The sequence below is a fragment of the Segatella copri genome (assembly GCF_949820605.1).
In the GTDB taxonomy this organism is placed as follows: Bacteria; Bacteroidota; Bacteroidia; order Bacteroidales; family Bacteroidaceae; genus Prevotella.
On record NZ_CATKVU010000006.1, the window covers coordinates 1105615 to 1121525 of the forward strand.

Consider the following 15911-nt stretch of genomic DNA (forward strand, 5'->3'; position numbering starts at 1 on the left):
TGTATGTCTATAATTCTGATGGCAGCAGAGCAGAATTCCCTTCTTCCTGGTGGTCAAGATGCAGATGCTTACTATGAACATCAAATGTAGAATCTCCTGCATGATAGTGCTCTGCCTGAATCGTAGGCTTCTTTGCCACCTCTTTTAAAGCCTTCGTCTGTTCCTTGATGGCATTAATCTGTATACCTTCTCTTGCCTCTTCAGAAAGGAAACGCTCAGTCATATTGTCAACCCGAAGTTTATACTCTGGGGGTAAATATGAAATCTCGTGGTAGATGAATCTCTGCAAAACCTCAACATCTTCTCGTCTGACTAGAGTTTGGCTGTACTTGATGATTTTATCAATAAGGTAGTCTTCCTTCTGGCTTGTTAGAGATGGGGTAGGAGCAAAGCTGTTTGTTGGCAGCCCCAAACGCATGCGCAGACGGTCTCTAATCACGAAAGCGGTAAGCAATTGGCGATACTTATCTAATGGAATGCGTGTGTAGTGAGCGCGTATGAGCATGGCTATCTTATCATCATTGGAATAAGGAGCCAATGCCGGAATATTGGAAAGTTCTGTCTCTATATCTTCCAACCATGACATCATTTTCAAATTATCTGGTTTATGACAGTCGGCACCTTTTAAGTGCAACCAGTCATGCCATGCCCTTTCTGCTTCATGGGTGGATAGTAGATGGGGGAGCCAGCTTTTGCGGAGCTTCTTCTGGCGACCCTCATTGCATAAACCGCTCAATAAGTGTTCTAGTTCATTCGCCATATAGCGCATCTTGTCGCCCTTTTTTGCTTCCATAGCTTTTATGACATTCTCTATTTCCTCCTTCGCTTCGTACCATAGAGCGTATTTTCCCATTGCTATTAAAGTCTCTGTGTATTCCTGAAGCTCCTCTTCTTCATCAGAAGTTAACGTCTCATGTCTCAGAATATCTATCATCATCATCGTAGCATCTTCTACGCATAAAAACTCCTCTGTCATAGGAAATAAAGGCAGGAGCGGCTCCCATTCTTTCCAATGGTCTTTATGCAAGATGGGCACAATTGGAGTAGAATCAGTTTCTGCTTCAACAAAAAAATAGCCCTCTGCAGAAATTATAACCTCCTTAACCCGAGCGCGGAAATAACCCCGTCCGCTGGTTGTCAATGCAGCCTGAGCCAATGATTTATATTCTTCTCTATTACGTACATAGCCTGCCTTCCGACTCGCAAAGCGCGCAACAAAAGCTTCTTCATCAGTTTCGTTAGTAGGTTCGGGTTTTACCGAAACATAGGGGTGCTTTCTGTCCAGCATGGTCAGAAATTCTATTGTTTTTTGTTGTTCTTGTGCAGTCATATCCTCACCTTTTACGTGGTTAGAATTTACTGCATATTGTACCCCAACTATTTTTATTAAATCTCCCATTGTTTGGTATTTAGATTTTTGGAAAGCTGAATTTAGTTATTACGGCCGTCCGGAGTACAAAGTTACAAAATAAATTCCTATTAGCATTAAAATGTAACATTTTTAACATTATTCGTAACAAAAAATCTAGATTTCGCCCTTTTTTGTGCAGCTTTTAATAAAGATTCTCCTTTTCTCCTTCCTATATTCCACTCTTTCTTTCGCCTCCAATCTTTCCTCTCTCGCCTCCAATCTCTCCTCTCTCGCCTCCGTTCCAAGCGATTCCATCACTTGTTTGAGCATTTTTCTTGGTGGTTTATCAAAAATGTGTTATTTAGCGCAGGAAAACTGAAGGAACCTGAATATCATGAAAAGGGAGAATTTTGAAATGAAGAAAATGAAAATATCGGAATGAAATCATGAGTGGCTGACAACGGAAAAATTCCCCCTTTTTTGCTTTCCTCTTTTTTAATTCTAACAGGTATTATGGTAAATAGGTGTTATGAGAAAAAGAAAGAGGTGAAATTTGGAACCTGAAAATGGAACCGGTTCACCCCTTTCTGATCATTTCTTCCTTTCTGCCTGTACTGAGATTAATTCTCATTTCAATCAAAAAGAAAAATCTCAGAACGAATCTTACATCATGCCCGTAAGACGCTGGATAGCGATGACTGCCTGGTTGTATTCATTAATCGCATCGGCATGCTTCATCAGAACATCGATGGTTTCCTCAATGGCATTCACGTATTCAATATACGAAATTTCGCCATTTTCATATTCTATCGCACTCAACTTCGAAATCTGCGCAGAATGAGCCTGGTTGTTCTGCTCGTAATATTTCAGACGGTTGGATGCTGCCTGCAGGCGCTTCGTACAGAGACGGTAATCGCGCTCTTTCTCAGTCTGCTCCTGACGCATTTCGATTTCAGCCAATTCACGGTCTTTCTGAGCTGCCTTGACCTTTGCCTTCGTAGAACCATAAAACAAAGGAATGCCTACGCCAATCTCGAAACCGAAGAAATTGCCCTCGGCAAATCTCGAACGGTCTATGTTGTATGGATTCCAACTGGAAATGACACATTGGGTGCGCAAAGAGAAGGATAAACTCGGAGCAAAACTCGCCTTGGCTGCCTTGATTTCCTTGTCGATAGCGATGAGCTTATCCTGCTGGTAAAGGCCGTCGGCTGACTGCTGATAATGATAGGAACTGAGATTCTGGGCTGCGATGGCCGAGAGATTCTCTTCTGCCGGTTTTACGGGCTCCTGCGTGTTGAGCTGCGACATGAGGTCGATTTGCAGACGCTCGATTTCGCTCTTCACATCAGCCATTTCCAGGCGGTTTTCGTTGCATTTGCGGTCGGCAGAGAGATATTCCAGCTGGCGGCTCTCTCCTGCCTTGTAACGCATTTCAGCTATCTTGCTGTAACGCTCTAATACTGAGTCGATTCGCTGCAATATCTGAAGTCTGTGAGCCTGATAAAGCATCTGATAATAGGTGTTGGCGATTTCAGCCTTTAGACGCTGGCTTACCACATTCAAGCGGCTCTTTTCAGCCTGGGTTTCAGCCTTGAGCTGGTTGCGGCGCGAGGCGTAGACGGTAGGAAAATCGAGGCTTTGGGTAAAGGTAAAGCCGTTGTCTGATTCGCCTCCCGTGGCTGGGTTTTGCGAAAAGGCAACCTCGGTTTTATCCAGCTCCCAAGCCGTTCCTTGCATTACCTGAGCACGTTCTATTGACTTCTTTCCTGCCTGCATCTGAAGGTTCTGTCGGGCAGCCAAATCGAAACATTCCTGCAGGGTTACTTTCCTGCCCGCAATATGAGTATCAAAATGCTGGGCTCCTGCTGGGGATGGCAGCAGGAGAAGGATGGCGGCAAAACAAGCCACCACCCTATTTTCTGTTATCTTTTTTCTGTTCATTATTTTCATATCTTGAAATCTTACTTTTTCGTAAACATCTTGTAGATGGCTGGCAGAACCAGGAGCGTGAGGAGCGTGCTGGTAATGAGACCACCAATCACAACCGTGGCAAGAGGACGCTGGACTTCTGCTCCATCGCCATGGGATAATGCCATCGGGAGGAAACCCATAGAGGCTACCAGGGCCGTCATCAGAACCGGACGGAGACGAATCATGCAACTGTCAATAATTCTTCTCTGAATAACAGCCGCCAAACTTGCGCCATTCTCCTCAGGAACCACAGCCGCCTGCTTCTGCATCTGGTGCATCTGACCTATCAGCACGATACCGTTGAGAACCGCCACACCAAAGAGGGCGATGAAACCTACGCCCGCCGAAATACTGAAAGGCATTCCGCGCAACCAGAGCGCCCAGACGCCACCTATGGCGGCAAGTGGAATGGCGGAGAACACGAAGAGCGACTCCCGCAGATTCTTGACCGTGGCATAGAGCAGCAACAGAATGATGATGAGCGCTATCGGAACCACGATGAGCAAACGCTGGGTGGCACTCTGAAGATTCTCAAACTCGCCACCATAATTATAATAGTAGCCCTCAGGCAGCTTCAGTTTCTCGTCGAGGATGGTCTGAATATCCTTTACGGTACTCTGCACGTCCCTACCCTTCACGTTGAAACCTACGTAGATGCGGCGGGCGCCATTCTCATGAGAAACCTGAGCAGGAGCCGGTTCGTAAACCACATCAGCCAACTGGGAAAGCGGAATGCTCTCGCCACCAGCCAGCGGAATACGGAGCGACTGAAGCGACTGTAAGTTGCGCTCCTTAGGATCAAGACGCAGAACGATGTCAAATTTTTTGTCGCCTTCGTAAACAGCTCCAGTCGTAGCGCCCGCAAAGGTAGTTTCGAGAATGCGGTTGATTTCGTCAACAGTTACCCCATAAGCCGCCATGCGTTCATGGTTGTATTTTACCTGAATCTGAGGCAATCCGGATACCTCTTCAACGAAGATTCCGCTCACGCCCGGCACATTCCTGATCATTCTGGAAACCTTATCAGCTTGCTGGGTAAGCACATCGAGATTGTCGCCAAAAATCTTAATCGCCACATCCTGCTTGATGCCCGTAAGCAACTCGTTGTTGCGCATCTGGATTGGCTGCGAAATCTCAGCCTCCAAGCCCGGAATCGTCTTCAGGGTTTCTTCCATCTTCTCCATCAGTTCGGCGGTAGTTTCTGCCGAAGTCCACTCGGCTTTCGGCTTGAGTGCCACCATGATGTCGGCCCTTTCCATAGGCATCGGGTCGGTAGGAATCTCGGCGCTACCTATGCGGCTCACCACCTGCCTGATTTCAGGATATTCAGCCTTCAGAAGTTTCTCCGCCTTGGAGCAGCTCTCTACCATCTGCGAGAGTGACGTGCCCTGCGACATGGTCATTTCTACCGCAAAATCGCCCTCTTCCAGGCTCGGGATAAATTCGCCACCCAGGAAATGGAAGGCTACGGCACTCATGCATAAGAGCGAAACGGCGCCGGTAATCACATCCTTATATCGCGCCAAGACCCATTCCAGAACCGGTCGGTACCAGCCCTGCAGTTTCTCTATCATCCTATCGCTGAAAGTTTTACGCACATGTCCCTTCTTACTCAGGAAGAGCGCACTTGCCATCGGAACATAGGTGAGCGAGAGGATGAAGGCACCCAGAATGGCGAAGAAAACGGTAAGCGCCATCGGACGGAACATCTTGCCCTCGATGCCCACAAGCGTCATCAGCGGAATGTAAACTATCATGATGATGATTTCGCCGAATGCCGCACTCTTGCGGATGCGCGAAGCGGAATCATGAACCTCCTCATCCATCTCTGCCTGGGAAAAACGGATGGGAGTATCGGAAGAATTTCTTGCCCTCCGCTCAATACTCTTCACGCCCAGATGGGCCACAACAGCCTCTACGATAATGACGGCAGAATCGACTATCATACCGAAATCGATGGCTCCCAGCGACATCAGATTGCCGTCGATTCCGAAGGTCTTCATCATGCCGAAAGCAAAGAGCATGCTGAGCGGAATGACGCTCGCCACAACCAGTCCGGCCCGCCAGTTGCCCAGGAAGATAACCAGCACGAAGATAACGATGAGTCCGCCTTCTATCAGGTTTCGGGCGATGGTTCCCTCCACACGGTCAACCAGGTTGGTTCGGTCGATAAAGGGTTCGATAACCACGCCCTCGGGCAGGGATTTCTGAATCTGCTCTATGCGCAGCTTCACATTCCTGATAACCTCCTGAAAGTTTTCACCCTTCAGCATGATGGCTATTCCGGCAACCACTTCGCCCTCGCCATTTCGGGTAACGGCTCCGAAACGGGTGGCGTGACCCAGCTGAACTTTCGCCACATCACCTATTTTGACAGGAGTGCCGTTCACGGTCTTGACGGCGATATTCGCCACATCTTCCAGACTCTTCACCACGCCTATGCCGCGGATGAAATACTGGTTGGAGTTTTCCTCTATGTAACTTCCGCCCGTGTTGGCATTATTCTTTTCGAGCGCATCAAACACCTCGCTCACGGTAAGATTGCAGGCGTTGAGCTTATCTGTGTTGATGGCCACCTCATATTGCTTCACGTAGCCTCCCCAGCCGCTCACTTCCGCTACGCCCGGAGTTCCCGAGAGCTGCTTTCTCACAATCCAGTCCTGGATGGTTCGCAGCTGGGTAAGCGAATATTTGTGCTCGTAACCCTTCTCGGCGCGCACGGTATAATGGTAAATTTCGCCCAGTCCGGTAGCAATCGGTCCCATCTCAGTTTCCGTATTCTTGGGCAAATCTTTCTCCACCTGGGTCAGCATCTGGCTTACCTGCGAACGAGCCCAGTAGATGTCGGCATCATCATCAAAAACGAGGGTGATGACCGAGAGTCCGCTTCGCGAGATGCTTCTGCGCTCCTTGAGTTCGGGGATGTTGGCAAGCGCCATTTCCACCGGAGTGGTAACATATTGCTCCACCTCCTGCGCTCCGAGCGAAGGCGCCTGGGTGATGACCTGAACCTGATTGTCGGTAATATCTGGTGTGGAATCGAAAGGAAGATGGATGAGCGAAACGATGCCCCAGATGATAAGGGCTATCGTGAAAACTCCCACCACCAGCTTGTGGCGAATGGAGTAAGTAATCAGTTTCTGAAACATAATCTGTCGTTTTATTCAAGCTTTTTATAGATGAAAAAGCTTACCTTATATTATATTAATGCTCATCCGCATGCTCGCCCGTGAGCGAAGCCAGATAATATGCGTTTTCTGTCACAATCTTCTTTCCTTCCTGCTTCAGGTGCTTGCAGAGTTTTACCTCGGTATAAGCTCCATCCGAAACGCCCGTAATGACCTCATGGCGGGAGAAACTGTACTCGCCCTTCTTGGGTTTGCCGTTCAGAGCGAAGACAAACTGCTTGCCGTCGGTAGTGACGATTGCCTTGGAAGGAAGGGCGATGCACGACTGGCTGCCCGTAGCTATCTTGCCGCTTACGTACATTCCGTCGAAGAGACGGGCTGAGCCGTGAACGCCACTCGTTTTAAGAGACTGTGCATCTATTTTTACATGAACAGCAACTGATTTTGAATTATCGTTAAAGTATTGGTTTAAGCCGTAAACATGACCTGCGAGTTTCACGCCCGGCTGATTGGTAAGCGAGAGATAAACCTTATCGCCCGGCTTAACCTTCTGCAGATCTTTCTCATAAATATTCAGATCGCACTCTACAGCCTGGTTGTTCTGAATCTTCATGAGCGGCGTCTGCATATCGGCAAAGCTGCCCAGACTGGCTGTAATCTGCGAAACCGTACCCGCTATCGGAGCATACAAAGGGAAGGCTGTGGTAAACTTACCCCTGGCAACGGCGGCGGTAGAAATGCCCATCTGGGCAAGCTGTTTGCCGATGCCGATGAGGTTGGCGTGGGCCACATGATACTCCTTGGCAGCCTGCTGCGCATTCTTCTTGACGCCAGCTCCGGTCCTGTTCAGCAGTTTCTGTCGCTCCAGGTCGGCAAGAGCCAGTTCGCACTCCTTGCTGGCAGAATAATATTCTCGTTGCAGACTGACCACATCGGTATTTTCAACCAAAGCCACAATCTGTCCGCGCTTCACATTCTGTCCTTCTTTTACATAGATAGCCTTCACCACGCCCCCCATGAGCGAAGCCACATCGCCCTTGTTCTGGGCGCGCAAAACGAGCTGACCGTTGGCTGCAATCGTAGCATCCATCACGCGGTCAACCGCCTCGCCCATCTTCAGATCAACTGCATCTACCTGTTTCTGAGAGAGCGGAATATTATCGAAATCCACCTCTTCATGTTCATGCTCATGACCATGTCCGGCTGCATGAGCCTCTGCACCGGCGTGGTTTGAGAAAAGGGTAAAACCACACCAGGCTAAGATTGCCGCAACGGCAACCACCAAAATTCTTTTCATTTTTTCTTTTTATTGATTCATAATTACGGATAGGCAAAAGTACGCCCCCGAGAAACTTCGGGTGCAAAAGTACGCACTTTACCCTGCAATCCGGTTGCAAAAGCTGCATCCTGGTTGCTTTAACTACAGAAAATCAACAAAAAGAAGGAGGTCCTCGCCTACTGATGGCCGTTTCATCTGCGCAAGGGAGATTGGCTGCAAACTGCTGCCAACGCACGCTAACGAGCGACGAGGTTGGGATAAACAAATACTCAGAAGAAAGCATGGAAAGCAGATGGCTACCATCGAAAAGCTGTTTCTGAATGCCCTTCATGATCTTGCCGTTGGTTACGAAATGGTGCAGCTGATGCACGCGGCAACCATCGGCTTCTTTCTCATGATGCTCAGTATGCTCATCGTTGAAATTACCATCCTGCTGACAACGTTCTACAACCATACATATACGCCCCATGTGATGATGATGCATCACCACCATAGAGAGCAGCACACTCATCGTGGCCACAAAGAGGCTGAACAAGTATAGTTTCTTCTTTGCCATTTTATTCTGTTTCCAAATTTTAGGATTGCTTTATTCTGTCGGCAAAATTACATTAAAAGTACGAAATAGCCAAATAAAACTGAGAAAATTAGCATTTTTTCTTAAAAAAATTAAAACCGAGTACCCTTAACGCTCTTTGAATACGTAATATGATAAGTTTTTAGTAACTTTGCAACATAAAATTAAAAAATAGAAATGAAAAAAGTATTTTTAATCTTTCAATTACTCCTTGTAGTAATGCTGGCTCAGGCGCAGATGATGAACCCTGTGAAGTTCACCAGCTCGCTGAAAACAGACGGAAGTGCTGTGGCCGAAATCGTGTTTAGCGGAAAAATCCAACCGGGATGGCACGTCTATTCTACCGGTTTGGGTGGCGATGGTCCGATTTCCGCTTCGTTCAACGTAAACAAGCTTGAAGGTGTTGAACTCGTAGGAAAACTTCAGCCACGCGGCAGAGAGATTGCAAAGTTCGACCCTCTCTTCGAGATGAAACTCCGTTATTTTGAAGGTAGCGTTACCTTTGTACAGAAGGTGAAGTTTACCCGACCAAATTATCATATTGATGCCTATCTGGAGTATGGCGCCTGCAACGACCAGAACTGTCTGCCACCAAGCGAGGCTGGTTTTAAGCAGAGCGGCAAATCACCAGCCGTTGATGCTCCTGCAGCTGGGGCAAAAGATGCTCTGAATGCAAATGATGCGAAGGCGATTGATCCTGCCCTTGCAGCCAAGATGAAGGCAGATTCTCTTGCCAAGGCCGCAGCCCTGACTCAGACCGATAGTGCTACTCAGCCCGTAGATTCCGCAGCTTTGTCATCTGCTATGGAAAATCTGAACGTCAAGGATTTATGGAAACCGGTTATTAAAGAACTTCAGGCATTTGGCGGAGCTAACGACATCGCCAACCATTCGCTCTTCTACATCTTCTTCATCGGTTTTGTGGGCGGTCTGCTTGCGCTCGTCATGCCGTGCATCTGGCCTATCATCCCGATGACCGTAAGTTTCTTCCTGAAGCGTGCTAAGAACGATAAGAAGAAAGGTATCCGCGATGCGATTACTTATGGTTTGAGCATCGTAGTCATCTATCTGGTTTTGGGTCTTGCCGTAACAGCCATCGCAGGTCCTAGCACCCTGAATGCGCTCAGCACAAGTGCCGTTTTCAACATCATTCTCTTCCTCCTGCTTGCCGTTTTCGCCTTCTCGTTCTTCGGTTGGTTCGAAATCAAATTGCCTGACAGTTGGGGAAATGCTGTAGACAACAAGGCTTCCAGCACCACGGGTATGATTTCTATCTTCCTGATGGCTTTCACCCTGGTATTGGTCAGCTTCTCATGTACAGCTCCTATCATCGGTTTGCTGCTGGTTCAGACCGTTACATCCGGCGACTGGCTCGCTCCTACCGTGGGAATGTTCGGTTTCGCGCTTGCTCTGGCGCTCCCATTCACCCTCTTCGCCCTCTTCCCATCATGGTTGAAGTCGGCTCCTAAGTCGGGTTCGTGGATGGAGACCATCAAGATTGTGCTCGGCTTCGTCGAGCTTGCCTTCTCTCTGAAGTTCCTCTCTGTAGCCGATCTGGCTTACGGCTGGCACATCATGGACCGCGAGGTATTCCTCTCTCTCTGGATTGTCATCTTCGGTCTGTTGGGTCTCTATCTCATCGGCAAGCTGAAGTTCCAGGTTGATGCAATCGGGGGCGATATCAACAAGCCTATGCCTGTAGCCTGCATCATGTTGGGTCTCTGTTCTTTGGCATTTTCGGTTTACATGATTCCAGGTCTCTGGGGTGCTCCTTGCAAGGCTGTGAGCGCATTTGCTCCACCTATTAATACACAGGACTTCAACCTCAACACCAAGACCGTAGAGCCTGCTTACAAGGATTATGAGTTGGGAATGGCTGCTGCCAAGGCTTCCGGAAAACCGGTATTGCTTGATTTCACGGGTTATGGTTGTGTAAACTGCCGCAAGATGGAGGCTTCTGTCTGGACAGATCCATCGGTTGCCGATAAGCTGACAAAGGATTATGTTCTCATCTCACTTTATGTAGATGACAAGACTCCTCTTCCTAAGCCTATGGAGGTAACGTTTAATGGCGAGAAGCGCACCCTACGAACAGTTGGCGACAAGTGGAGTTATCTGCAGGCAAGCAAGTTTGGAGCTAATGCCCAGCCATTCTATGTGGCTATTGACAACGATGGCAATCCTCTTGCAGCAGCCTTCAGTTTCAAAGAAGATGTTAGTGCTTATCTCGACTTCCTGAACAAGGGTCTGGATAATTACAGAAACAAATAATATAAGATTTTATAGTTAATAAGGCCGATATTGGTTCATTTAAGTAGATTTATGAAGGATAAATTTCAATAGATTAGTTTATTCAAGGTAGATTTATTTAGGATTGTTACTTTCCCCGACAGGTATGGTTTCCAAGCCATCCTGCTGGGGGATTTTTTTGTAAAGGCACAAAAAAATAGGGCCTGTTTCACAACAGACCCTAAACATACTTACTAAAACTAAATTAACCACTAAAAAAACTAATATTTTTTAATCCTAGAAAATAAGGTGAATAACACCTTTAATCTAAAAACCTAATCTATGACACGAAATCATCCCGATTTCTTGATTGCAAAGGTAGGGCTTTTATATGAAACCGCCAAACTTTTTCCCAACTTTTTTCTAAGAAGTGGGCTTTTTCATAGGGATTTCACATTATTTAATCAATAAGTCCCCTACCTTCACATTTTAGAACCTATAGCCAACGGTCATCAGCAACTGGTGGCGCTTGTTGTCAACCTTGGTTGCAGGAGCTGCATTCGCACCAAGCTCCTCCCAGGCTGCAAATGGATAGAAGTCACCATTCTGACAACTGTACTGGTAAGCCACATCAATAGACAGCTTCTCGTAGTTGAAACCTACGCCAGCTGTAAATCGGTTAGTCGCCTTCCAGTTGGTATAATCTGTAGAGGTGGCGTAGATTGTTCCCTGAGAAGGAATTGTCTGGTCGCGGTCTGCGCTCTCCTTGAACATCGGAGAAACGTAATTATAACCCAGACGGAGCGCCAACATACTAACAGGCTTATATTCCAGACCTAACTTCAGCGTGCTCACGCCCTGCAACGACTGCTTGGTATGATCATTCATGAGGTCATCGCCTGAACTGGTTTCATAATATTCGCCCCAATAACCATCATAATAACCGCCATCCTTCACACGATTATCCATGTGATTGTACCATGCATACTCGTAAGTAGCACCCAGGGCAAGATTGCCGCCGATGGTGTGCCCCAAGCTGATACCCGTCTTCCAAGCCGTGTTCAGACGATAATCGAGGCTGGAACTGTTCGTATTGCCAGCCTCAGCATGATTGCCCTTATCGTCCGTTATGTTCTTGTCAACGAGTTCCAGGTCAGCTGTTCCATCCATCGACAAATCATAAAATACTGGCGAATTGACATAAGCACCAATACGGAAAGGAGAATCTTCTACCGGACGGAAGATAATACCCAGTTTTGCATCATAACCCGTACCCGTGATACGCTGGCTTTCCCAAGCTGTTCCGTATGCCTCCTTATCGGCCACATAATTCTCGGTATAAACAGAATTGCTGCGGTAATGAACATCATGAATGCCCAAGGTGAAGCCCAACCATACGCGGTCGTTGAAACCTACGCTAATGTTGAAATCATATTCGCCTATGTAGCCCTTCTGATACTGGCCAAAGAGGAACGAACGGCCATCGTAGGTCTTCTGGTTTCCTTCCTCGTCTTTACCCATCAACGCCTTATAGTTAGCATCTACAGCATTCCAAATCTGATCGCCATCTCCTTTGTGCTGCTCATCCAATTTGTTAGCGTAAGCCGTCTTGGCAGAAGCCCATTTGGTTTGAGATGCTCCGTTGAGATAATTGGCTGCAGAAAGAATCTGAGAGAAATTTGTGCTCTTGTGATAGTTGAAACCGAAGTTGAGCTTTACATTCGAATCGCCATTTGTAGCAGCCCAAACGAAACCAATCTGGTCGAAACTAGGAACCGATTTCTTTCCGTCGAAGCCAAATGGAGTATTATCGAACTTGAGTTCCGTATCTGCTCCAGGCTGAGCCACAACGCCAGCAGAGAGACTTGCCATGCTCTTTCTGAACAGACCCAAACCGGCAGGGTTGCTGGAAATGGTAGAAATATCTGCGCCCAAGGCTTCCATAGCTCCACCCATACCTACATAGCGTGCAGTACCCGTAAGGGAATTTTCTGCAAACTTAGTATCCTGATAAGTTTCCTGAGCCAACATTGGGGCTGACATGAGTCCCAATGAAGCCAGGAATAAATATTTTAAATTCTTCATAATCTCTTAATTCTTCACTTAATTCTTAAGGTCTTCATTCCCAGATGAAAATCTTCATTCCCTGAAGAACATCTTCATTTTCGAAAATTGTCTTCATCCTCAGAACAAAGCCCAAGCTATTAACTATAAACTATAAACAGAAAAGCGACTATCTTCTTCCGCCAAAGCCGCCGCCACCTGAGCGACTACCGCCTCCGAAGCTACCGCCTCCTCCGCCAAAGCTTCCGCCACCGGAATGCGATCCGCCTCCGAAACTGGCTCCACTACGGTTTCCGAATCCGCCAAAGTTGCTGCGGTCGAAGTTGTTGGTATTATTATTGTAGGGAACGCTATTGTAACGGCCATTATCGTTGATGCGACCGCCGAAATTGCGGTTTCTGTTGCTTCGGTAAGTACTGTTGCCAGCATAGCCTTTATCGCCATTATAGCGGTATGTTCTGCTTCCTGCATAACCGCCCGAATTGCGTCCACCATAGCTAACATGCCCGATTACCGGACCGCCCCAATACCAAGGATTGTAGTAGCCGCCCCAGCCATAATACCAAGGGTCGTACCAGCCACCATACCAGCCGCAGTAACCATAATACCATGGATCGTACCAAGGGTCGAACCAAGGATCATACCAGCCGGCATAATAGCCGTAGCGCCAAGGATTGTGCCAGCCCCACATGCGGCTGCGCCAGTAGTAAGGACCGTAACCATAATAATCGTAGAACCACGGATCATAGAATCCGTCCCATCGGCTCATCTCGCGTGTGCGTACGAAATCCTCATCCCTGTCAGCATACTTCTGGGCGAAGTAAGCGTCATCATAAATGCTGTCGGGCGCCACACCCTTGCCCACATGGAACTGGATAATGTCGTTGCCCAGGGAATCTTTCCCTACATTCTCATAATGGCTGAAGATTCTGCCGCCTCGATTGTATTCATCTACCGAACGGTCGCTTCCGCTCCAAAACAGCCGATAAACACTATCTCTACGTGCCCGCTGTTCAGCATACTGGCGCTGGAGCAGAGCCCGTCTTTCAGCCTTTTCTTTGGCCTCCTTCTTCGGATTGAAGTAGAGGTCATCGTCCTGTGCCATCGAAGTGAGTGGCATCGCAGCTGCGATAAGGACTGCAAGAAGATACTTTCTTTTCATATTCTGTTCTCCTATTTATTTTTTTTCATTTTTCTCTTTCCAGATCCATCATAAACCATCAGGAAAAATACTCCAGAAAGAGCCATTTCCTGATTATATAATAATCTGGATGCAAAAATATTGCTTATCTTTATGCAAAAATACAGAATTTCCCTAAATAATTGTAGGTTTTCCCCTATTTTTTTATAATTTTGCAGAAGATTTAAAACAAATCTAGCTTTTTTGAACATTCGAAGGCGTTTTTAGACAAGAAATTAATACAAATTAAATATGAAATATTTAGTAGCAACATTCACTATTGAAACGACTGCCGACTTGATGCAGGCCTCTCAGGATCTGCTTGCCGATGGTGCAGCCGAAGCCGGATTTGAATCTTTTGAAGAAACAGAAACCGGACTGGAAGCGTATGTGCAGAAAGAACTCTTCGACAAGGAGATGCTGGATGCTTATATTGCTGATTTCCCTATCGGGGATACGAAAATTACCTACGAGGTGAAAGATGCAGAAGACAAGGATTGGAACCAGGAATGGGAAGAACAGGGATTCGAACCAATTTATGTGGACAACCAGGTGGTGATTTACGATGCGAAACATCCCGAACTCTATCCCGATACGAGCAACAGACCCGACATGATAGAAATAGGTATTGAGGCGAAACTGGCGTTCGGAACAGGAAACCACGAAACCACACGCATGATCATTTCGCAGCTGCTCCACATGCCTATCAGAACCAAGCGCATACTGGATTGCGGAACGGGTACGGGAATCCTTGCCCTCACCTGCTCAAAACTCGGAGCGAAAGACGTGGTAGGCTACGATATTGACGAGTGGAGCGTAGAAAATGCCAAGCATAATGCCGTGCTCAACGGCGTAACTAACATGGAAGTACTCTTTGGCAACAGTCAGGTAATCAACCACATCAGCGGCGTTTTCGACCTGGTTCTAGCCAACATCAACCGCAACATTCTGCTCGACGACATGCGCGCTTTCCGTAGCGTGATGAACATCGGTGGAACCCTGGTTCTGAGCGGCTTCTACGAAGAAGATATTCCTGTACTCCTGGAGAAAGCAGAAGAACTGGGAATGCATGAAATAAACAGACAGATTGACAACAATTGGGCCTGCCTTGTTTTAGGTTCATAAAGCTTCTTTTCTGATTCTAAACATTCAGAACGAAAAATCTGAAATCAGAAATATCAGATTAAAACATACGAATAAAGGTTGGATTTTCGCATATTGCCAAAAGTCCAACCTTTATTCCATGAATTTCTTCTCATTATTATTGCTTCCTATGCAGAGCTGCTTGAGCTCATAATAACTGCCGTTGTAAATATTGAAATCTACGTAGCCTTTAATGCCCGGCAACTTGCCCACATCCGTATGCTGCCAGAACTTCCATTTGCCCTTATACTGAACCTTGTCAACATAATAGTGGGCTATCCAGTAAGGATAATCATCGAAGACAGGCGCACTCAGATATTGCTCCTTGAATTTATAATAGGTGTAGATGATAGGTTTAGCATGATACTTATCCTCTACAATATGCAGCCAGGTAAGCACATCACGCTGGAAATCCTCCACACTCTTATCTGCCGGCTTATGTTCAATATCCAGTACCGGAGGCAAATCTCCATCCGTAAGATGAACCTGGTCTAGGAAATAATAAGCCTGTTCTCGGGCTGTCGACTTATTGCTCCAGAAATGATAAACCCCCCGGATGAAACCGAAATCGCGAACCTGATTAAAGTTCTCGCGGAAATTCTCATCGAGCTGTGAAGAACCTTCCGTACTCTTGATGATGACGAAGCGCACAGGGCAACCCTTAATCATCGCATTCTTGAGCTGTTCCCAGTCTATCTTGCCCTGATAATGCGAAATGTCGATTCCATGAATCTCGTAACCTTCAGGATATTCAGCATCGCCATAAAGCGCACGCCATCGGAAACCAGTTGGACCTACAAAGAAATGATAGAACAGAAAGACATAGAGTACGATAACCGCCGTTCCGCCTATCCACCACGCCCAACGGGGATAGCGTTGCAAAAAAGAAGACGAACGCCTTCTACCACGGGAGCCGCCACGCCGAGGAGTTTTCTTTCTCGCCATGGCACTCTTTTTCTGTGAAGAAGCCGTTCGTCTTGTTGACATAT

General features: G+C 47.1%; 12 protein-coding genes. 2 read left to right on the forward strand and 10 right to left on the reverse strand.

Features of this window, described 5'->3' with window-relative positions; translation table 11 throughout:
- Window positions 1–7: 7 nt before the first annotated feature.
- The 6 genes from RCO84_RS05680 to RCO84_RS05705 all read right to left on the reverse strand — a co-directional run bounded on the left by RCO84_RS05680 (window position 8) and on the right by RCO84_RS05705 (window position 8288).
- Window positions 8–1399: a hypothetical protein gene (locus RCO84_RS05680; protein WP_317584286.1), complete on the reverse strand. Its 1392-nt coding sequence runs from the start codon at window positions 1397–1399 to the stop codon at window positions 8–10.
- A gap of 126 nt (window positions 1400–1525) precedes the next feature.
- Window positions 1526–1681: a hypothetical protein gene (locus RCO84_RS05685; protein ID WP_317584288.1), complete on the reverse strand. Its 156-nt coding sequence runs from the start codon at window positions 1679–1681 to the stop codon at window positions 1526–1528.
- A gap of 333 nt (window positions 1682–2014) precedes the next feature.
- Window positions 2015–3295 (reverse strand): TolC family protein, encoded by a 1281-nt coding sequence (locus RCO84_RS05690; protein WP_317584289.1) that lies wholly within the window; start codon window positions 3293–3295, stop codon window positions 2015–2017.
- Between the two features lie 20 nt (window positions 3296–3315).
- Window positions 3316–6474, reverse strand: a complete 3159-nt coding sequence (locus RCO84_RS05695; RefSeq protein ID WP_317584290.1) for an efflux RND transporter permease subunit — start codon at window positions 6472–6474, stop codon at window positions 3316–3318.
- 55 nt (window positions 6475–6529) lie between these two features.
- Entirely contained in the window at window positions 6530–7750 is a 1221-nt protein-coding gene (locus RCO84_RS05700; RefSeq protein ID WP_264899763.1) for an efflux RND transporter periplasmic adaptor subunit, read from the reverse strand.
- Between the two features lie 133 nt (window positions 7751–7883).
- A complete protein-coding gene (locus tag RCO84_RS05705; RefSeq protein ID WP_317584292.1) occupies window positions 7884–8288 on the reverse strand; it encodes a hypothetical protein in 405 nt (134 codons plus the stop codon).
- Between the two features lie 195 nt (window positions 8289–8483).
- On the opposite strand from RCO84_RS05705, the gene RCO84_RS05710 reads away from it, so the two are divergent.
- On the forward strand, window positions 8484–10577 hold the full coding sequence (locus RCO84_RS05710) for a protein-disulfide reductase DsbD family protein (protein WP_317584293.1): 2094 nt from the start codon (window positions 8484–8486) through the stop codon (window positions 10575–10577).
- A 447-nt stretch (window positions 10578–11024) separates the two neighbouring features.
- Here the strand turns inward: RCO84_RS05710 and RCO84_RS05715 are convergent, their stop codons facing one another.
- From RCO84_RS05715 to RCO84_RS05725, 3 genes are all read right to left on the reverse strand, one after another.
- Window positions 11025–12620: an OmpP1/FadL family transporter gene (locus RCO84_RS05715; RefSeq protein ID WP_317584295.1), complete on the reverse strand. Its 1596-nt coding sequence runs from the start codon at window positions 12618–12620 to the stop codon at window positions 11025–11027.
- Between the two features lie 148 nt (window positions 12621–12768).
- Window positions 12769–13761, reverse strand: a complete 993-nt coding sequence (locus RCO84_RS05720; protein WP_317584296.1) for a hypothetical protein — start codon at window positions 13759–13761, stop codon at window positions 12769–12771.
- Between the two features lie 11 nt (window positions 13762–13772).
- Entirely contained in the window at window positions 13773–13991 is a 219-nt protein-coding gene (locus tag RCO84_RS05725) for a hypothetical protein (RefSeq protein WP_317584299.1), read from the reverse strand.
- A gap of 40 nt (window positions 13992–14031) precedes the next feature.
- On the opposite strand from RCO84_RS05725, the gene prmA reads away from it, so the two are divergent.
- Window positions 14032–14904 (forward strand): 50S ribosomal protein L11 methyltransferase, encoded by an 873-nt coding sequence (gene prmA / locus RCO84_RS05730; protein ID WP_144153156.1) that lies wholly within the window; start codon window positions 14032–14034, stop codon window positions 14902–14904.
- Between the two features lie 111 nt (window positions 14905–15015).
- Here the strand turns inward: prmA and RCO84_RS05735 are convergent, their stop codons facing one another.
- Window positions 15016–15867 (reverse strand): glycoside hydrolase family 25 protein, encoded by an 852-nt coding sequence (locus RCO84_RS05735; RefSeq protein WP_144153356.1) that lies wholly within the window; start codon window positions 15865–15867, stop codon window positions 15016–15018.
- Between the last annotated feature and the right edge of the window lie 44 nt (window positions 15868–15911).